Annotated in this window: 19 protein-coding genes; 6 read left to right on the top strand and 13 right to left on the bottom strand. The window is 71.8% G+C overall.

The annotated features are described in order from the left end of the window. Positions 1–350 precede the first annotated feature (350 nt). Positions 351–992 carry a DNA-3-methyladenine glycosylase gene (locus tag ACZ514_RS24115; protein ID WP_469125617.1) on the bottom strand — a complete coding sequence of 214 codons (642 nt, stop codon included), beginning with the start codon at positions 990–992 and terminating at the stop codon, positions 351–353. Positions 993–1,154: 162 nt separating this feature from the next. On the opposite strand from ACZ514_RS24115, the gene ACZ514_RS24110 reads away from it, so the two are divergent. The 3 genes from ACZ514_RS24110 to ACZ514_RS24100 all read left to right on the top strand — a co-directional run bounded on the left by ACZ514_RS24110 (position 1,155) and on the right by ACZ514_RS24100 (position 3,163). Further along, positions 1,155–1,937 carry a sporulation protein gene (locus tag ACZ514_RS24110; RefSeq protein WP_468167349.1) on the top strand — a complete coding sequence of 261 codons (783 nt, stop codon included), beginning with the start codon at positions 1,155–1,157 and terminating at the stop codon, positions 1,935–1,937. Positions 1,938–1,976: 39 nt separating this feature from the next. Beyond that, positions 1,977–2,510: a YbhB/YbcL family Raf kinase inhibitor-like protein gene (locus tag ACZ514_RS24105; protein WP_468167347.1), complete on the top strand. Its 534-nt coding sequence runs from the start codon at positions 1,977–1,979 to the stop codon at positions 2,508–2,510. Positions 2,511–2,659: 149 nt separating this feature from the next. Then, positions 2,660–3,163 carry an HNH endonuclease gene (locus ACZ514_RS24100; RefSeq protein ID WP_249765411.1) on the top strand — a complete coding sequence of 168 codons (504 nt, stop codon included), beginning with the start codon at positions 2,660–2,662 and terminating at the stop codon, positions 3,161–3,163. Between the two features lie 63 nt (positions 3,164–3,226). On the opposite strand, the gene ACZ514_RS24095 is transcribed toward ACZ514_RS24100, so the two are convergent. From ACZ514_RS24095 to ACZ514_RS24080, 4 genes are all read right to left on the bottom strand, one after another. Next, positions 3,227–3,997: a sulfite exporter TauE/SafE family protein gene (locus tag ACZ514_RS24095; protein WP_469125625.1), complete on the bottom strand. Its 771-nt coding sequence runs from the start codon at positions 3,995–3,997 to the stop codon at positions 3,227–3,229. Positions 3,998–4,093: 96 nt separating this feature from the next. Further along, positions 4,094–5,068 carry an SPFH domain-containing protein gene (locus tag ACZ514_RS24090; protein ID WP_468167345.1) on the bottom strand — a complete coding sequence of 325 codons (975 nt, stop codon included), beginning with the start codon at positions 5,066–5,068 and terminating at the stop codon, positions 4,094–4,096. Positions 5,069–5,153: 85 nt separating this feature from the next. Then, complete coding sequence (locus tag ACZ514_RS24085; RefSeq protein ID WP_469125616.1) at positions 5,154–5,582, bottom strand: NfeD family protein; 429 nt, start codon at positions 5,580–5,582, stop codon at positions 5,154–5,156. 76 nt (positions 5,583–5,658) lie between these two features. Beyond that, a complete protein-coding gene (locus ACZ514_RS24080) occupies positions 5,659–6,459 on the bottom strand; it encodes an ABC transporter ATP-binding protein (protein WP_468167341.1) in 801 nt (266 codons plus the stop codon). 133 nt (positions 6,460–6,592) lie between these two features. Here ACZ514_RS24080 and ACZ514_RS24075 point away from each other — a divergent pair, with 133 nt between their 5' ends. Continuing rightward, positions 6,593–7,366, top strand: a complete 774-nt coding sequence (locus tag ACZ514_RS24075; protein ID WP_468167339.1) for a hypothetical protein — start codon at positions 6,593–6,595, stop codon at positions 7,364–7,366. A 111-nt stretch (positions 7,367–7,477) separates the two neighbouring features. Here ACZ514_RS24075 and ACZ514_RS24070 read toward each other — a convergent pair whose 3' ends face one another. The 3 genes from ACZ514_RS24070 to ACZ514_RS24060 all read right to left on the bottom strand — a co-directional run bounded on the left by ACZ514_RS24070 (position 7,478) and on the right by ACZ514_RS24060 (position 9,663). Further along, positions 7,478–7,723 (bottom strand): chaplin, encoded by a 246-nt coding sequence (locus tag ACZ514_RS24070; RefSeq protein WP_468697904.1) that lies wholly within the window; start codon positions 7,721–7,723, stop codon positions 7,478–7,480. 127 nt (positions 7,724–7,850) lie between these two features. Then, entirely contained in the window at positions 7,851–8,534 is a 684-nt protein-coding gene (locus ACZ514_RS24065; RefSeq protein WP_469125615.1) for a response regulator, read from the bottom strand. Next, positions 8,527–9,663, bottom strand: coding sequence for a GAF domain-containing sensor histidine kinase (locus tag ACZ514_RS24060; protein ID WP_469125614.1), 1,137 nt, complete (start codon positions 9,661–9,663; stop codon positions 8,527–8,529). The genes ACZ514_RS24065 and ACZ514_RS24060 overlap by 8 nt, the downstream gene beginning before the upstream one ends. A 470-nt stretch (positions 9,664–10,133) precedes the next feature. Between ACZ514_RS24060 and ACZ514_RS24055 the strand changes: the two genes are divergently transcribed. Then, the gene (locus tag ACZ514_RS24055) at positions 10,134–10,772 is read left to right on the top strand and encodes a transglycosylase SLT domain-containing protein (protein ID WP_468167333.1); all 639 of its coding nucleotides are present in this window, start codon (positions 10,134–10,136) and stop codon (positions 10,770–10,772) included. Positions 10,773–10,874: 102 nt separating this feature from the next. Here ACZ514_RS24055 and ACZ514_RS24050 read toward each other — a convergent pair whose 3' ends face one another. Beyond that, entirely contained in the window at positions 10,875–13,397 is a 2,523-nt protein-coding gene (locus tag ACZ514_RS24050) for an ABC transporter ATP-binding protein/permease (RefSeq protein WP_469125613.1), read from the bottom strand. A gap of 379 nt (positions 13,398–13,776) precedes the next feature. Here ACZ514_RS24050 and serB point away from each other — a divergent pair, with 379 nt between their 5' ends. Next, positions 13,777–14,976, top strand: coding sequence for a phosphoserine phosphatase SerB (serB, locus tag ACZ514_RS24045; protein WP_467896719.1), 1,200 nt, complete (start codon positions 13,777–13,779; stop codon positions 14,974–14,976). Between the two features lie 94 nt (positions 14,977–15,070). Here the strand turns inward: serB and ACZ514_RS24040 are convergent, their stop codons facing one another. From ACZ514_RS24040 to ACZ514_RS24025, 4 genes are all read right to left on the bottom strand, one after another. Further along, positions 15,071–15,592, bottom strand: a complete 522-nt coding sequence (locus ACZ514_RS24040; protein ID WP_468167327.1) for a SixA phosphatase family protein — start codon at positions 15,590–15,592, stop codon at positions 15,071–15,073. An 87-nt stretch (positions 15,593–15,679) separates the two neighbouring features. Next, entirely contained in the window at positions 15,680–15,880 is a 201-nt protein-coding gene (locus ACZ514_RS24035) for a hypothetical protein (RefSeq protein ID WP_468167325.1), read from the bottom strand. A 159-nt stretch (positions 15,881–16,039) separates the two neighbouring features. After that, positions 16,040–16,159 (bottom strand): SGM_5486 family transporter-associated protein, encoded by a 120-nt coding sequence (locus ACZ514_RS24030; protein WP_468167323.1) that lies wholly within the window; start codon positions 16,157–16,159, stop codon positions 16,040–16,042. 5 nt (positions 16,160–16,164) lie between these two features. Next, entirely contained in the window at positions 16,165–17,451 is a 1,287-nt protein-coding gene (locus ACZ514_RS24025) for a CynX/NimT family MFS transporter (protein ID WP_469125612.1), read from the bottom strand. Positions 17,452–17,494 lie beyond the last annotated feature (43 nt).

The following is a 17,494-nucleotide window of genomic DNA, read 5'->3' as shown; positions in this document are numbered from 1 at the left end:
GTTCTCAAGGAACGGACGCTTCCTTCGTACTCACCCTCGCGGGCTTTCCTCCGGGCTTTCGTTCTTCATTCTTCGTTCTTGCGTTTCCGACTCTATCAGACTCTTTCGTGTCCGATTTCCTCGGCGCTCTCCAGGTCCTGCGCTTTCGCGCTTTCCCTTTCGGCGTGGTCACTACGTTAACGCTTTTCCCTCCCGGCTCATAATCGAGCCGGTCGGCAGGGAATTCGGGAACGCCGAATTGGACCCCGCCAGGGGCAAGTCGTAGGTAGTGGTTTGGCCGCTCGGGGTCTGCTGAACGCAGTGCTCCGTTCCAGCGGCTCGGGCTACGTTAGGCGTCTCCCAAGATCGAGTCAAGTTGCGCGGCGGCGGGGCGCGTGGGCCCGGTACGGGCTGACGGTCGGGTCGCCGGTGATCCAGTAGCGGTAGGGGTGGGCGGCGCCCTCGCCGCCCACTCCTGTGCGCGGGCCGTTGCTCACCAGGTCGGGCGGGGTGGGCGTGCCGTTGAGCAGGGACAGGGGGGAGTCGGGGCCGGCGCAGAGGTCGGTGCCGTCGAGGGAGCGGTCCACGTCCAGGGCGGTGGCCAGGCGGGCCGGGCCCTTGGCCAGTTCATGCGGGTTTCTGGCTGAAAGCCGACGTTTGGCAGCCAGCTCGGCGCCCACCGTCACCTCCCCCGCCCGCACCAGCACCCCGCTGGCGTGGTCCGCCGGGCCGCAGACGAGGTTGAGGCTGAACCACATGCCGTAGATGAAGTAGACGTACGCGTGTCCGGGCGGGCCGAACATCGACGCGTTGCGGGCGGTGCGGCCGCGGTAGGCGTGGGAGCCGGGGTCGGTCTGGCCCTCGTACGCCTCCACCTCCGTGATCCGCAGTTCCATGGGGCCCTCCGGAGTACGGCGGACCAGGATGCGGCCGAGCAGGTCGGGGGCCACGGTGAGGACCGGGCGGTCGAAGAAGGACCGGGACAGGGGCGTACGGTCGGGGCGCGCGCTCATCCGGTCGAGGGTACTGGAACGCACGCCGCTGCAACCGGGGCCTACTGTTCCGCAGTGGTAAGGGGCGGTCGCGCTGCGGACAGCGGAGCGCGGCAGATGGCAGCAGGTCTGGTCGCCGCCTCTGGAGTCGCCAGGTCTGAGATGCGTAGAGGGAGATTGAGCATGGGGTTCAGGAAGCTGTTCGCGAGCCTGGGTGCCGGCGGTGCTTCGGTGGACACGGTCATCACCGAGCCGAACGTCGTGCCCGGCGGGATCGTCCAGGGCGAGGTCCGGATCCAGGGCGGGTCCGTGGAGCAGCAGATCGAGGGCCTGTCCGTCGGGCTCCAGGCCCGGGTGGAGGTGGAGGGCGGCGACGGCGAGTACAAGCAGGACGTCGTCTTCACCAAGCAGCGCCTCGGCGGTGCCTTCAAGGTGCAGCCCGGCGCGCTGCACGTGGTGCCCTTCGGGCTGGAGATCCCGGCCGAGACGCCGGTCACCCACTTCGGCGGGCAGCAGCTGCACGGGATGAACATCGGGGTCAGCACCGAGCTGGAGATCGCGCGCGCGGTGGACGCCGGTGACCTGGACCCGATCAACGTGCACCCGGTGCCGGCGCAGCAGGCGATCCTGGACGCGTTCCGGCAGCTGGGCTTCACGTTCCGCAGCGCGGACATGGAGCGCGGGCACATCCGCGGCACCCGGCAGACGCTGCCCTTCTACCAGGAGATCGAGTTCCTGCCGCCGTCGCAGTACCGGGGGCTGAACCAGGTCGAGCTGACCTTCGTCTCGGACGGGCACGAGATGGACGTGGTGCTGGAGATGGACAAGAAGCCGGGTCTGTTCAGCGAGGGCAGCGACACCTACCGCTGTTTCCAGGTGGGGCTGCAGTCGTACCAGGGGACCGACTGGGCGGCGTACCTGAACCAGTGGATCGCCTCGGTCGGTTCGCAGCGCAACTGGTTCTAGGCTCGGCCCGTACCCCTCATCCGATCCAGGAGGACAGCAGTGGCCGAGCAGAACAGGGCGCCCCTTCCGCACGCCTTCCACCCCGAGGTGGCGAGCTTCACCGTGACGAGCCCGGACCTCGCGCCGGGGGCGGAGCTGTCCGCGGCGCAGGTGCTGACGGGCGGCAACGTCTCGCCGGAGCTGCGGTGGGAGGGCTTCCCCGAGGGGACGAAGAGCTTCGCGGTGACCTGTTTCGACCCGGACGCGCCGACGGGCAGCGGCTTCTGGCACTGGGTGCTCTTCGACATCCCCGCCTCGGTGACCTCGCTTCCCGCCGGAGCGGGCAGCGGCGACTTCGAGGGGCTGCCGGAGGGGGCCGTGCACGCGCGCAACGACTACGGCACCCGGGACTTCGGGGGTGCGGCTCCGCCGCGCGGGGAGCGGCACCGCTACGTGTTCACCGTGTACGCGGTGGACCGGGAGGAACTGGGGACCGACGAGGACTCCTCTCCGGCGTCGGTCGGTTTCCACCTCCGCTTCCACGCCCTGGGGCGCGCCCAGCTGATCGGTGAGTACGAGTCGCCGGCCGGCTGAGCGTTCTTCCGGTGTTTGCCCGGTCCTGGTCTAAAGACGGCCAGGACCGGGCATTTTTATTGCGTTGTCCCGCGTGGCGCGCGCGGCCAGAGTGGTGCCGGGTCTTGCCGCCAGGGTGGTCGCGGGCCTGCACACGGGAGGTGGGCGAGATGCGGGACACGCTGGTACTGAACGCGAGCTTCGAGCCGCTGTCGACGGTGACGCTGAACCGGGCCGTGGTGCTGGTCCTCCAGGACAAGGCGGTCGTCGAACAGTCGCATCCCGAGCTGCGCGTGCGCGCGGCCACCATGGAGCTTCCGATGCCCCGGGTGATCCGGCTCTGCCGGTACGTACGGGTGCCCTTCCGAAGACATGCTCCCTGGTCGCGGCGGGGGGTGCTGGTGCGGGACCAGCACCGGTGCGCGTACTGCGGGAAGCGCGCGACGACGGTCGACCACGTGCTGCCGCGTGCTCAGGGGGGCGGAGACACCTGGCTGAACACGGTGGCCTCGTGCGCCGAGGACAACCACCGCAAGGCGGCGCGCACGCCGGAGGAGGCCGGGATGCCGCTGCTGCGGAAGCCGTTCGTGCCGTCCCCGGCGGACGCGATGCTGCTCGCCCTGGGGGTGGGCGGGGAGGACGCGCTGCCCGAGTGGCTGGCGCGCAGCGCCTGAGTCCTGCCCGCCCCGTCCGCCGGGGGATGCCGTGCGCTGGGCGGCGTATTTCTTCTACGCCGCTCAGCGGAGCAGCAGTTGGACGATGGCCAGGATCCCGACGGCGACGATGAGGGCGCGCAGGGCGGCCGGGGGGAGCCGGCGGCCGACCTTGGCGCCGATCTGGCCGCCGATGGTGGAACCGACGGCGATGAGGAGCACCGCCGTCCAGTCGAACTCGGCGACGAAGAGGAAGAAGACGGCCGCGATGCCGTTGACGAGCGCGGCGAGCACGTTCTTGACGGCGTTGATCCGTTGCAGGTCCTCGTGCAGCAGCAGGCCCATCAGGCCGACGTAGAGGACGCCCTGCGCGGCGCCGAAGTAGCCCCCGTAGGCGCTGGAGAGCAGCATGCCGGCCAGCAGGGCGGCCCCGCCGTCGGCCCGGCGCGGCTCGCTACCGGCGGCTTCCTGACGCCGGCGCAGGGCCGCCGCGAGACGGGGCTGGAGGACGACGAGCACCAGGGCCAGGCCGATGAGGACGGGCACGATCGTGTCGAAGGAGTCCGAGGGCAGGTTCAGGAGCAGGACGGCGCCCGCGAGGCCGCCGGCGAGGGAGACGGCACCGAGCCGCATGATGCGGGCGCGCTGGCCCCGGAGTTCCCTGCGGTAGCCGATGGCGCCGCTGAGGGAACCGGGCACGAGGCCGAGGGTGTTGGAGACGTTGGCCGTGACCGGGGGCAGTCCGGTGGCGAGCAGCACCGGGAAGGTGATCAGGGTGCCGGAGCCGACGATGGTGTTGATCGTGCCGGCGCCGATTCCGGCGGCGAAGACCGCGAGCGATTCCAGGACGGACATGGACATGGACGGAGCCATCCCCTTTGTGTGGGTGAGTCGCCTCCCCGCCATGAAGGTCGAGGGGCCTCACCGATCATGCACGAAAGGGGGCGGCCGTCAGTCGATGGGGGGCTGCTCCCGGCGCTCGGAGGTGCCGTCACCGCCGGGGGCGGGCTTGCCGGGGTTCTGCGGGTTGAAGCCGGCCGGACCGCCGCCGAGGGGGCCGAAGTTGCCCATGGCGCCCGAGAGGCCCTTGAGCGCGTCTCCGATCTCGCTGGGCACGATCCAGAGCTTGTTGGCGTCGCCCTCGGCGATCTTCGGGAGCATCTGGAGGTACTGGTAGGCGAGGAGCTTCTGGTCGGCGTCGCCGGCGTGGATGGACTCGAAGACGGTACGGATGGCCTGGGCCTCGCCCTCCGCGCGCAGGGCGGCGGCCTTGGCCTCACCCTCGGCGCGCAGGATGGAGGACTGCTTCTCGCCCTCGGCGCGCAGGATCTCCGACTGGCGGACGCCTTCGGCCTGGAGGATCGCGGCGCGCTTGTCGCGGTCGGCGCGCATCTGCTTCTCCATCGAGTCCTGGATGGAGGTCGGCGGCTCGATGGCCTTCAGCTCGACGCGGTTGACGCGGATGCCCCACTTGCCGGTGGCCTCGTCGAGGACCCCGCGCAGGGCGGCGTTGATCTCCTCGCGGGAGGTGAGGGTCCGTTCCAGGTCCATGCCGCCGATGATGTTGCGCAGGGTGGTGACGGTGAGCTGCTCGATGGCCTGGATGTAGCTGGCCACCTCGTACGTCGCGGCGCGGGCGTCGGTCACCTGGTAGTAGATGACGGTGTCGATGTTGACGACCAGGTTGTCCTGGGTGATGACGGGCTGCGGCGGGAAGGGGACGACCTGTTCGCGGAGGTCGATCCGGTTGCGGATGGAGTCGATGAACGGGACGACGATGTTGAGGCCCGCGTTGAGGGTGCGGGTGTAGCGGCCGAACCGTTCGACGATGGCGGCGCTGGCCTGCGGGATCACCTGGATCGTCTTGACCAGGGCGATGAAGACCAGTACCACCAGGATGATCAGGACGATGATGATCGGTTGCATGCGGTTCCCCGTGCCCTTCCGGCTGTCTGTGCTGCCCCGTTGAACGGAGTCTCGCAGACCCCGGGGCCGCGGGTGGGCTGCTTGCTCACATGACGACCGCGGTCGCTCCGTCGATGTCGACGACGTCGACGGACTGGCCGGGTTCGAAGCTGGTGTCCGCGTCGAGGGGGCGGGCGGACCAGACCTCGCCGGCCAGCTTGATGCGGCCGCCGCTGCCGTCGACCCGTTCGAGCACGACGGCGGATCTGCCCTTCAACGCCTCGATGCCGCTGCGGTGTTGGGGCCGCTGGTCGCGGTGGCGGTTGGCGATGGGCCGAACGACGGCGATCAGCGCGACCGACACGATGACGAAGACCAGGACCTGGGCCACCACTCCCCCGCCGACGGCCGCGGTGACGGCCGCGGCGACCGCGCCGACCGCGAACATGCCGAACTCCGGCATGGCGGTCAGGACGAGGGGGATGCCCAGTCCGACCGCGCCGATGAGCCACCACACCCACGCGTCGATGTCCACGTGGTCATGGTAGGCCGGGCCGGCGCGGCCGGACAGGGCGCGAACGGCCCGGCCGGCGCGGCCCCCGGGAGAGGCGCTAGCGCAGGGGCAGGCCCTGGGCGCTCCAGCGGTCGTGGTCGTTGCGCTCGACGATGAGGGGGAGGCCGAAGCAGAGGGAGAGGTTGCGGGAGGTCAGTTCCAGCTCGATGGGGCCGGCGGTGACGACCTTGCCCTGACGGATCATCAGGACGTGCGTGAAGCCGGGGGCGATCTCCTCGACGTGGTGCGTGACCATGACCATGGACGGGGCGAGGGGGTCGCGGGCCAGGCGGCCGAGGCGGCGTACGAGGTCCTCGCGGCCCCCGAGGTCGAGGCCGGCGGCGGGCTCGTCGAGGAGGAGGAGCTCGGGGTCGGTCATCAGGGCGCGGGCGATCAGGGTGCGCTTGCGCTCGCCCTCGGAGAGGGTGCCGAACTTGCGGTCGAGGTAGTCGGTCATGCCGAGGCGGTCGAGGAAGGCGCGGGCCCGCTGCTCGTCGATCTCCTCGTACTGCTCCTGCCAGGTCGCGGTCATGCCGTAGGCGGCGGTGAGCACGGTCTGCAGGACGGTCTGCCGCTTCGGGAGCTTGTCGGCGAGCGCGATGCCGGCGACGCCGATGCGCGGGCGCAGCTCGAAGACGTCGCTGCCGGGCTTGCCGAGGGTGCTGCCGAGGATGGTCGCGGCGCCCGTGGTGGGGAAGAGGTAGCTGGAGGCGAGGTTCAGCAGCGTGGTCTTGCCGGCGCCGTTGGGGCCGAGGATCACCCAGCGCTCCCCCTCCTTCACCGACCAGGAGACCTGGTCCACCAGAGCCCGGCCCTCGCGGACCACGGATACGTCCACCAGCTCCAGAACATCGCTCATGAGCGTGTTGTCACCCCTTGCAGTCACGGTTCTCTGTGCGCCGGCAGGCGCAGCCCCAGGGGAAAACCTACGCCACTCGCGGAGGGCTCCGGGCGCCAGGCCGGGTCGGGGGGCCGATCCGTAGAGTGGGGGGATGCTTTTCGAACCGCGTTCAGGGCGGCTGGCCGCCTGGGGGAACGCTCTGCTGGCCGGTCTGGTCTCGCCCGACGAGGCCGCGCTGTCGATCGTGGGCGAGGACGCCGTGCACCGGGTGGCGGGGCTGCCCGGCGAGGCGGGTCCGGTGGGGCTCACGCTGGCGCTGGGCCGGCTGCGGGCGCTGGGGGTGTCGGGGCTGCGGGTGGCGCTGCCGGTGGCGGGGCATCCGCTCGGGCTGAGCGGGCCGCCGGAGTTCAACGCGCGGGCGCTGGAGGCCGAGGAGGCGGTGGTGTGCGCGGGGGCGGCGCTGGGGCTGGTGCCGGAGGTCACGGAGGCGGGTCCGGCCGGTGACGTGCACGTCTCGGTGGTGTGGCACTGCCTGCCGGTACGGGAGGCCCCGCCGGCGGACGTGCCGTCGCTGGGCGAGGCGGAGCGGGAGCTGGCCGAGGCGCTGCGCGAGGCGACGGTGGTGCTGACCCGGCTGGACGTGTCGGCGTCGGGTCCGGTGGCGGACGCGGCCCTGTCGGCGTACCGGGCCCGGGCGGAGGCGGGGCGGGAGGTGCTGGCGCCCGGATATCCGGCGCGGGCGGTGCGGGTGCTGGCGCTGGCGCAGCGGGTGGACCTGATGGTGTCGCTGGCGTACGAGCGCGGGCACGGGGGTGCGGTGGCCGCGTCGGAGATCGCGGCGCGGGCGGAGGCGCTGCGGCCGGTGGAGCGGGTGGCGCGGCGGGCGCTCGTGGCGGCGTACAACGCGGCGGTGGAGGAGCGGTAGCCTCCGGTGGCCGCGTCCCGGCCCCCGCGCCTCGGGAAGGCCTCCGGAGGAGAACGGCACGGCCCCGCTTCCCGGGGAGAAGGGGGGAAGCGGGGCCGGTGGGGGCGCGGGTCAGGCGTTGACGCCGGTGTTGCCGAAGGCGCCGTTGAGCAGGCCGATCACGGTGACGGCGTTGCCGACCGCGTTCACGGGGACGTGCACGGGGACCTGGAGCAGGTTCCCGGAGGCCACGCCGGGCGAGTTCAGGGCCTCGCCCTCCGCGGACGCACCGCCGTGCGCCGAGGAGACACCGGCGCCGGCGGCGACGAGGCCGCCCGCGATCATGGTGGCGGCTGCGGCCTTCTTGAAGTTCTTCACGTTCTCGTCCTCCAGTGCGTCCGCCGCGACCAGCCGTCGCGGCATGCCATGGAGAACGGCCGCACCCCGGCCGGGATACGCCATGTGGGCTACATACACCCGACCGTATGAATCTCAGCTCAGCGCACTACTCGGCGCGGCCGTCGGCCGGCCAGTCGGTGAGGCCGTGCCGGACGGCCCACAGCGCGGCCTGGGTCCGGTCGGAGAGGTCCAGTTTCATCAGGATGTTCGAGACGTGCGTCTTGACCGTCTTCTCGGACAGGACGAGGGCCCTGGCGATCTCCCGGTTCGCCCGGCCGTCCGCGATCAGGCCGAGGACCTCCCGCTCGCGGTCGGTCAGCGCTCCGGCGCGGCCTCCCGGGCCGCTCCGGTCGTCCTGGGCCGTCAGCAGGGTCTCGGCGACCTCCGGCTGGAGCAGCACGTGTCCCGCGTGCACGGAGCGGATGGCTCCGGCGAGGGCCTCCGGGTCGACGTCCTTGTAGAGGTATCCGGCCGCACCGGCCCGCAGGGCGGGGACCACGGTGCGCTGTTCCGTGAAGCTGGTGACGATCAGGACCCGGGCCGGGTTGTCCAGGTCCCGCAGCCGCCGCAGGGCCTCGACGCCGTCGGTGCCGGGCATCTTGACGTCCATGAGGATCACGTCGGGCCGCAGCTCCTCGGCCCGGGCGGTGCCCTCCGCGCCGTCGGAGGCCTCGCCGACCACCTCTATGTCCTCCTGCACCTCCAGGAAGGTGCGCAGGCCGCGCCGGACCACCTGGTGGTCGTCGACCAGCAGGACGCGGATCCGGCCGCGGCCGGGGGCGTCAGCCACCGGGGACCTCCATCTCGATCGTGGTGCCCGCGCCGGGTGCCGAGCGGACCTCCAGCCGGCCTCCGGCGCCGCTCGCGCGGTCCCGCATGGAGACGAGCCCGAGGTGCCGGCCGGCGGTGCGGACGGCGGACGGGGAGAAGCCGCGGCCGCCGTCCCGTACGCGCAGGACGGCGCCGCCCGCGGGGGTACGGGCGAGGGTGACGTCGACGCGGTCCGCTCCGGAGTGGCGCAGGGCGTTGTGCAGGGCCTCCTGCGCGACCCGCAGCACCGCCTCCTCCTGGGCGGCGGGCAGGGCCCGTACGCCCTCGCAGGTGAAGGTGACGCGGGCGGTGTGGGCGCGGTCCAGTACGCGGACGTGGTCGCGCAGGGTGTGGACGAGGCCGTCCTCGTCCAGGGCGGCCGGCCGCAGCTCGGTCACCGCGGCGCGGAGTTCGTCGGCGGCCTCGGCGGCGAGCGCGGTGACCTGCTGGAGCTCCCCCTTGGCGCGGGCCGGGTCGCGGTCCACGAGGGCGGCGGCGGCCTGCGCGGTCAGGCGGAGGGAGAACAGTTTCTGGCTGACGGCGTCGTGCAGCTCGTGGGCGAGCCGGGAGCGCTCCTCGGCGATCGTCAGCTCGCGGCTGCGCTCGTAGAGGCGGGCGTTGGTGAGGGCGATGGCCGCGTGCTGGGCGAGGAGGGAGAGGAGCGCCTCGTCCTCGTCGGTGAAGCCGCCGGGGCCGTTCTTGTCGGCCAGGAAGAGGGCGCCGAGGTTCTCCTCCCCGTCCCGGACGGGGAGGCCGAGGAAGTCGGACATCTCGGGGTGGGCGGCGGGCCAGCCCCCGAAGCGCGGGTCCTCGCGCACGTCGGCCAGCCGCTGGGGGGTCTCCTCGTGGAGCATCGCGGCGAGGATCCCGTGCTGGCGGGGCAGCGGACCGATGCGGCGCCACTGCTCCTCGCTGATGCCGTCCACGACGAACTGGGCGAAGCCGCCGTGGTCGTCCGGGACGCCCAGGGCCGCGTACCGGGCGTCCAGCAGCTCGCGGGCGGAGGCGACGATCGTGCGCAGGACGTCGTGGACCTCCAGCCGGCGGCTCATGGCGAGCAGTGCGGCACTGACGGCCGCCAGTCCTCCCGTAGCGGGTCCGTGGTGCATGGGGTCACCGTACCGGCGGCCCTGGGCCGGGGTATCGGGCGGCGGGCGTAGGTCCCGGGCCCGAGGACGCGGGGCCCGGCAGGGGGTGTGGGGGCGGATTCTCTGACCTGGGGATGAGGCCGGGGCCGTTCGGTTCATCCTCGAGTCGGAGTTTGGTCACGCATTGAATTGCGCGCGCAACCCTGGGTGAGACTGTTACGCGCCCGATGTGAGCCCGGGCATAGGACGCACATCACTTACGAAGCTGCGTAGTGGAGGCATAAGGACGCCGTCAGTGCTGCTGCGCGTAGCGGCTGGGGTGGAAATCCCGCTCGGCCGGGCGGGCGTGATCCACTAAGCGGGATCGTACGTCACACCTTTGCCAGGTGATTTTGCCGCCGCTAAGAATGACACCCGTCGCACAGCGCCGCGGATCCCGGATCCGAGCGGCGCTTTCCTGCGGCCCCCGCTATTCGAAGAGGTTGCCCCGCATGTCTGCTTCCAGCACTCCCGGTCACAGTCGTCTGACGAAGGCGTACAAGCTGTCGATCGCCGGTGTCGCCACCCTCGGTGCCGCCGCCCTCGCCTTCTCCCTCGTCCCCGCCGGTGCCGAGAGCGCTCAGGCCCAGACGTTCGAGGCCGCCCCGGTCGCCTGGACCCAGTCCGTGCAGAAGCACCTCGGCGCCCAGCAGGTCGTCGCCGACCAGAAGGCCAAGGACGCGGCGAAGGCCAAGGCCGAGGCGCAGGCGAAGAAGGACCGCGAGGCCAAGGAAGCCGCCAGCCGTTCCGCGGCCCGCGCCCCGGTCTTCGCGAACAACCTCGACGGCTGGATCAAGGAAGCGCTCTTCATCATGAAGCGCGAGGGCATCCCCGGCAGCTACGCGGGCATCCACCGCAACATCATGCGCGAGTCGAGCGGCAACCCCCGCGCGATCAACCTGTGGGACATCAACGCGAAGAACGGCATCCCGTCCAAGGGCCTGCTCCAGGTGATCGCCCCGACCTTCAAGGCGTACCACGTCAAGGGCACCAAGTTCGACCAGTACGACCCGGTCGCGAACATCGTCGCCGCGTGCAACTACGCCGCCGACCGCTATGGCTCCATGGACAACGTGAACAGCGCGTACTGAGCGGGCCCCGCGCCCCCGTACCCCCCATGCGCCTCAGGGCGGCCCCCGGAGTTCCGGGTGCCGCCCTGAGGCGTTCCGCGTGGCGGTGGGGGACCGCGCCCGCTACTTGCGCATGACCTCGGGCTCGTGGCGGCGCAGCAGGCGCGCGACCGCGAAGCCGCAGATCACGCCGAGCAGCAGCAGGACGGAGACGTCCAGGAACCACTGGCCGGTGGTGTGGTCCCACAGCGGGTCGGTGTTGGTGGGGTTCTGCGGGTCCCACGGCGCCATGAGCCTGCCCAGGTTCAGGGTGGTGCCGGCGGCGCCGATGGCCCAGCGGGACGGCATCAGGTAGGCGAACTGCTCCAGGCCGATCTTGTCGTACAGCTGGAACAGGACGCCGGTGAAGACGACCTGGACGATCGCGAACATGACGAGCAGCGGCATGGTCTTCTCGGCGGTCTTCACCAGCGAGGAGATCACGAGGCCGAACATCATCGCGGTGAAGCCGAGCGCGGTGACGGAGACGCACAGCTCGACGGCCGGGCTCATGAACAGGCCCTCGGCGGGCAGCTTGCGCGGGGTGAAGGCGATGGCGCAGATGATCACGCCCTGGATCACCGTGATCACGCCGAGGACGATCACCTTCGACATGAGGTACGCCGACCGCGACAGGCCGGTCGCGCGCTCACGCTCGTAGATGACGCGTTCCTTGATCAGCTCACGGACCGAGTTGGCCGCGCCCGAGAAGCACATGCCGACCGCGAGGATCAGCATGATCGTTCCCGCGTCGCCGTTGAAGCGGGACGGCGGGGTCGGCGGGGCCAGGCCGAACTTCGCGGGGATCACCGTGGAGACGATGCCCAGGACGGCGGGCATCAGCAGCATCAGGGCCAGGAAGCCCTTGTCGGAGACGATCACCGAGACGTAGCGGCGCATCAGCGTCCACAGCTGCGAGCCCCAGCCCTGCGGCTTCGGCGGGTTCATCTGCTGCGGCGAGGGCATCGCGACCTGCTGCGGGGCGACCGCGTCGAGGTCCGCGGCGTAGAGCTGGTAGTGCTGCGAGCCCTTCCAGCGGCCGGCCCAGTCGTAGTCGCGGTAGTTCTCAAAGGCGGAGAACACGTCGGCCCAGGTGGTGTAGCCGAAGAAGTTCAGCGCCTCGTCGGGCGGGCCGAAGTACGCGACGGACCCGCCCGGGGCCATCACCAGCAGCTTGTCGCACAGGGCGAGCTCGGCGACCGAGTGGGTGACGACGAGGACCGTGCGGCCGTCGTCGGCGAGGCCGCGCAGCAGCTGCATGACGTCGCGGTCCATGCCCGGGTCGAGGCCGGAGGTCGGCTCGTCCAGGAAGATCAGCGAGGGCTTGGTCAGCAGCTCCAGGGCCACGGACACGCGCTTGCGCTGGCCGCCGGAGAGCGAGGTGATCCGCTTGTCCTTGTGGATGTCGAGCTTGAGCTCGCGCAGCACCTCGTCGATGCGGGCGGCGCGCTCGGACTCGGCGGTGTCGCCGGGGAAGCGCAGCTTGGCCGCGTACTTCAGGGCCGTGCTGACCTTCAGCTCCTTGTGCAGGATGTCGTCCTGCGGGACCAGGCCGATGCGCTGGCGGAGTTCCGCGAACTGCTTGTACAGGTTGCGGTTGTCGTAGAGGACGTCGCCCTGGTCGGCGGGCCGGTAGCCGGTGAGCGCCTTCAGGAGCGTCGACTTGCCGGAGCCGGAGGGGCCGATGACGCCGATGAGCGACTTCTCCGGGACGCCGAAGGTGACGTCCTTCAGGATCTGCTTGCCGCCGTCGACGGTGACCGTGAGGTGACGGGCCGAGAAGGAGACGTCACCGGTGTCGACGAACTCCTCGAGCCGGTCACCGACGATCCGGAACGTCGAGTGGCCGACACCGACGATGTCGTTCGGGCCGAGCAGCGCGGTGCCGGACTTGGGCAGCGGCTGGCCGTTGACGTAGGTGCCGTTGTGGCTGCCGAGGTCGTGGATCTCGAAGCGGCCGCCGGTGGAGCGGAACTCCGCGTGGTGGCGCGAGACCTGGAGGTCCGAGACGACGAGCTCGTTCTCCAGGGCACGGCCGATGCGCATGACGCGGCCGACGGCGATCTGGTGGAACGTCGTCGGGCTGCGGTGGTCGCTGTGGCCCGGGGCCGCGGACTGCGCGGGACCGCCGCCGCCCTGTTGCTGCGGCGGCACGTACGGCTGCTGGTGCTGGTGCTGCTGCTGGTGCTGCTGGTGCTGGTCCCAGGCGGGCTGCTGCTGCGGCTGCCGCACCGGGGCCTGGTACGCCGGGGCCTGCGCCTGCTGCTGTGCCTGCGCGGCCGGGGCCTGGTAGGCCGGCTGCGGCGCCGCCGCGGCGGCCGCGCTGAAATTCAGCCGCGGGCCGTCGGTCGCGTTGCCCAGGTGCACCGGCGTACCGGGCACGAGCTCCGTCTGCTGGACCCGCGCGCCGTGCACGTAGGTACCGTTGGTGCTGCCGTGGTCCTCGATGGCCCAACCGCGGCCGTTCCAGCCGATGGTGGCGTGCCGCCACGACACCCGCGCATCGTCGATCACCACGTCTCCCTGGGGATCGCGCCCCAGCGAGTACGACCTGGACGGATCGAGCGTCCAAGTCCTTCCGTTCAATTCCAGTACGAGTTCCGGCACTCCAGCCCCACTTAAGGTCCCCCGAGAATCCCCCTGGCGTCCAGGGAGAACGACGTCAGGGAGTCTAGGGATGGCGAACATCCGGGGGAACTATTTCAGGCCTGGGGCCACATGTGGAATCGGGGCCTTCCGCCGGCCCCTCCGCACGCCCGCCGACGGGGGCGAAAGGCACCCGGAGAGTGCGATACGGGACTTCTCACCCGCGTTCGGCCGGGCCCCGCCGGTTCCCCGTCGCCGCTTCGGCCGTCCGCCCGGGAGCGGGGGCGCGGCCGGGGGCGGGAGGCGGGAGCCGGCGGAGGCCGGGACGGCTGGGGCGCGGCGTCTGAAGGATGGGACGGGGGTCCGGGGCCGGGGGGCGGGAAGATACGGTGGGAGCACCATGAGCGCTTCGCAGACCTCCGACGTCCCCACCCTCCTCGTCAAGATCTTCGGCAAGGACCGTCCCGGGATCACCGCCGGGCTGTTCGACACCCTCGCCGCCTACTCCGTCGATGTCGTCGACATCGAGCAGGTCGTCACCCGCGGCCGCATCGTCCTGTGCGCCCTCGTCACCAAGCCCGCCGCCGGCTCCGAGGGCGGGCTGCGCGCCACCGTGCACAGCTGGGCCGAGTCGCTCAAGCTGCAGGCGGAGATCATCTCCGGTACCGGTGACAACCGGCCGCGCGGCAGCGGCCGCTCCCACGTCACGGTCCTCGGGCACCCCCTCACCGCCGAGTCGACGGCGACCATCGCCGCCCGGATCACCGCGGCCGGCGGCAACATCGACCGTATCTTCCGGCTCGCGAAGTACCCGGTCACGGCGGTCGAGTTCGCCGTGTCCGGCGTCGAGACGGAGCCGCTGCGCACCGCCCTGGCCACCACCGCCGCGCAGATCGGTGTCGACGTGGCCGTGGTCTCGGCCGGGCTGCACCGCCGGGCGCAGCGGCTCGTGGTCATGGACGTGGACTCGACCCTGATCCAGGACGAGGTCATCGAGCTCTTCGCCGCGCACGCGGGCTGCGAGGCCGAGGTGGCCGAGGTGACCGAGCGCGCCATGCGCGGCGAGCTGGACTTCGAGCAGTCCCTGCACGCCCGGGTCGCGCTGCTGGCGGGGCTGGACGCGTCGGTGGTGGACAAGGTCCGCTCGGAGGTGCGGCTGACGCCGGGCGCGCGGACCCTGATCCGGACCCTGAAGATGCTGGGCTACCAGGTGGGCGTGGTCTCGGGCGGGTTCACCCAGGTGACGGACGACCTGCGGGAGCGGCTGGGGCTGGACTTCGCCTCGGCCAACACGCTGGAGATCGTCGACGGGAAGCTGACCGGCAAGGTCACCGGCGAGATCGTGGACCGGGCGGGCAAGGCCCGGCTGCTGCGCCGCTTCGCGGAGGAGGCCGGGGTGCCGCTGTCGCAGACGGTGGCGATCGGTGACGGCGCCAATGACCTGGACATGCTGAACGCGGCCGGACTGGGCGTCGCCTTCAACGCCAAGCCGGTGGTCCGCGAGGCCGCCCACACCGCCGTGAACGTGCCCTTCCTGGACGCGGTGCTGTACCTGCTCGGCGTCACGCGCGAGGAAGTGGAGGCGGCGAACCTGGCCTGAGGCCCTACACCCGCCGTCACCCCGTACGCCCGGCCGGATCGTCTCCGGCCGGGCGTACGTCCTCGCGTGGTGCCCGGGCCGTGCGGCCCCGGGCTCAGTGCTCCTTGGGCGTCCAGTAGTCCAGCAGGGTGCACGCCCCGAGTTCGAGGGACTTCCACGGGCCGGTGAAGGACACGATGGCCAGCGCGGCGGTCGGGAAGCCCGTACGGGTCATCCGTGACAGGGCGTCGCCCTCGGCGCGTCCGCACAGGCCGTCGGCGAGGGCGTGCATGCCGGGGTTGTGGCCGACGAGGAGGAGATCGGACACCTCGTCGGGGGTCTCGTTCAGCAGGGCGATGAGCTCGCCCGGCGAGGCCTCGTAGAGCCGCTCCTCGTACACGGTCTTCGGCCGGGTCGGCAGTTCCTGGACGGCGAGCTTCCAGGTCTCCCGGGTGCGGGCGGCGGTGGAACAGAGGGCCAGGTCGAAGGCGATGCCGGTCTCGGCCAGCTTCAGTCCGACGGCGGGCGCGTCCTTGCGGCCGCGTTCCGCCAGCGGGCGGTCGTGGTCGGACACCGGCGGCCAGTCGGCCTTGGCGTGCCGGAGGAGGGCGATCCTGCGGGGTGTGTCGGCGCTCATGGCTCCCAGCTTCGCACGAAACGGGCTGCCGGGCGCAGGGTGTTGGGGGGGCCTTCCCCCCGCGGTGGGACGTGTCCCGCGCACGGGTCAGCCGACGGCGCGCAGCAGCTGGTGGGTGACCTGGACCAGGGCGGACCCCTCTCCGGCGGCGGCGTGTGCCTGGCCGGACCCGGCGAGGAGGAGCAGGAGGAGGCCGAACGCGAGGGCGGGCAGCGCCAGTGTCCACCAGTGCAGCCGGGTGCCGGGGGCGCTGGTGCGGGGGCCGGACGCGTGTGTGGGGGCCGACATGGCCGCCTCCGTGTGTGTGCGGGTGGGACGGGCTCGCTCTCCTTCGAATCTATGGATCCGGAGCAGCGGTTCCCATCCGGGGCGCACCCCAGTCGACCCTGAGCCTGGCCCCCTAGGGGAGGGTGGGGTTGTCCCCACCATGCCCCCCGGTCCCCGGTGTCACGGGGAGGCGACGGTCGCGATGACGGCGATGATCACGGACACCAGCAGCATCGCGCCGAGCACGAGGCCGAGCTTCCGGTGACCGTTCTGCGGGTTGGGTTCGAGTACGGGCGACATGCCGTTCAGTCTCGCACGCCGCATTCGTCCTCGATCGTGCGGTCCCGGCCCGCGAGGAGACCGAGGGCGACCTGGGGGACGAGGAGGCCCGCCATCAGGGACAGCGGAAGGTCCCAGCCGCCGCTGTGCTGGTAGAGGGTGCCGATGACCAGGGGGCCCGGGATGGAGATGAGGTAACCGGTGCTCTGGGCGAACGCGGAGAGCTTGACGACTCCGGCCGGGGACTTGGCGCGCAGCCCGATCATCGTGATGACGAGGGGGAAGGCGCAGTTGGAGATGCCGAGCAGCAGCGCCCAGGCCCAGGCCCCGGCGGCGGGGGCGAGGTAGAGCCCGAGGTAGCCGACGAGGCCGAAGACGCCGAGGACGGCGGCGATCGGGCCCTGGTTGCGCATGCGTCCGGCGAGGCCGGGGATGACGAAGGCCAGGGGGACGCCCATGACCATGGTGACGGCGAGCAGGACGCCGGCGGTGGAGGCGGAGACGCCCGCGTCGCGGAAGATCTGCGGGAGCCAGCCCATGGTGACGTAGGCGCCGGTGGCCTGGAGGCCGAAGTAGCAGGCGAGGGCCCAGGCGGTGCGGCTGCGGACGACGGAGGGGCCGGTCGCGGCGGTCGCGGCGGCGGGCGCGGCGGCCCGCTCCCGGCGGCCCGCGGCGGCGACGGGCAGCCAGGGCAGTACGGCGGCCACGGCGAGGCCGGCCCAGATCAGCAGGCCGGTGCGCCAGCTGCCGCCGAGGGCGTCGGTCAGCGGGACGGTCGCGGCGGCGGCGAGGGAGGTGCCGGCGGCCAGGGCCATGGAGTAGAGGCCGGTCATGGTGCCGACGCGGTCCGGGAAGTAGCGCTTGACGATCACCGGGAGCAGCACGTTGGTCAGGGCGATGCCGGCCAGGGACAGGGCACTGGCGGCGAGGAACCCGGCGGCGCTGTCCGCGAAGGGGCGGACCAGCAGGCCGGCGGCGACGGCGGCCATGCCGGCGCAGACGACCGCGGCCGGGCCGAAGCGGCACGAGAGCCGGGGCGCGGTGACGCCGAAGACGGCGAAGCAGAGGGCGGGGACCGAGGTGATGAGCCCGGCGACGGTGCCGCTCATGTGGAGGCCGGTGCGGGCCTCCTCGAAGAGGGCGCCGAGGCTGGTGATGGCGGGCCGCAGGTTGAGGGCGGCCAGCACGATCCCGACGATGAGCACCGGGCCCAGCCACGCGGGGGCGGCTTCGGGCGGGGCGGGGGCGGGCCGGGCGGGGCCGCCGTCCGCGACCGCCGGGCGGTTCACGGTCTGGATGTCTTCGTCACGCATCCCGCCATCATAGAATCATGGGATGATTGGTTGTCCAGTCGCG

The sequence above is a fragment of the Streptomyces sp. NPDC034086 genome (assembly GCF_055575515.1).
Note: the sequence above shows the minus strand (reverse complement) of the source record. Positions and strands in the feature narration are given on the sequence as shown.

What these genes read in the sequence shown, in the direction of transcription:
- ACZ514_RS24115 (WP_469125617.1), bottom strand. Translation starts at nt 992, where the DNA reads ATGAGCGCGCGCCCCGACCGTACGCCCCTGTCCCGGTCCTTCTTCGAC.
- ACZ514_RS24110 (WP_468167349.1), top strand. Translation starts at nt 1,155, where the DNA reads ATGGGGTTCAGGAAGCTGTTCGCGAGCCTGGGTGCCGGCGGTGCTTCG.
- ACZ514_RS24100 (WP_249765411.1), top strand. Translation starts at nt 2,660, where the DNA reads ATGCGGGACACGCTGGTACTGAACGCGAGCTTCGAGCCGCTGTCGACG.
- ACZ514_RS24095 (WP_469125625.1), bottom strand. Translation starts at nt 3,997, where the DNA reads ATGTCCGTCCTGGAATCGCTCGCGGTCTTCGCCGCCGGAATCGGCGCC.
- ACZ514_RS24090 (WP_468167345.1), bottom strand. Translation starts at nt 5,068, where the DNA reads ATGCAACCGATCATCATCGTCCTGATCATCCTGGTGGTACTGGTCTTC.
- ACZ514_RS24080 (WP_468167341.1), bottom strand. Translation starts at nt 6,459, where the DNA reads ATGAGCGATGTTCTGGAGCTGGTGGACGTATCCGTGGTCCGCGAGGGC.
- ACZ514_RS24075 (WP_468167339.1), top strand. Translation starts at nt 6,593, where the DNA reads ATGCTTTTCGAACCGCGTTCAGGGCGGCTGGCCGCCTGGGGGAACGCT.
- ACZ514_RS24060 (WP_469125614.1), bottom strand. Translation starts at nt 9,663, where the DNA reads ATGCACCACGGACCCGCTACGGGAGGACTGGCGGCCGTCAGTGCCGCA.
- ACZ514_RS24055 (WP_468167333.1), top strand. Translation starts at nt 10,134, where the DNA reads ATGTCTGCTTCCAGCACTCCCGGTCACAGTCGTCTGACGAAGGCGTAC.
- serB (WP_467896719.1), top strand. Translation starts at nt 13,777, where the DNA reads ATGAGCGCTTCGCAGACCTCCGACGTCCCCACCCTCCTCGTCAAGATC.
- ACZ514_RS24040 (WP_468167327.1), bottom strand. Translation starts at nt 15,592, where the DNA reads ATGAGCGCCGACACACCCCGCAGGATCGCCCTCCTCCGGCACGCCAAG.
- ACZ514_RS24035 (WP_468167325.1), bottom strand. Translation starts at nt 15,880, where the DNA reads ATGTCGGCCCCCACACACGCGTCCGGCCCCCGCACCAGCGCCCCCGGC.
- ACZ514_RS24030 (WP_468167323.1), bottom strand. Translation starts at nt 16,159, where the DNA reads ATGTCGCCCGTACTCGAACCCAACCCGCAGAACGGTCACCGGAAGCTC.
- ACZ514_RS24025 (WP_469125612.1), bottom strand. Translation starts at nt 17,451, where the DNA reads ATGCGTGACGAAGACATCCAGACCGTGAACCGCCCGGCGGTCGCGGAC.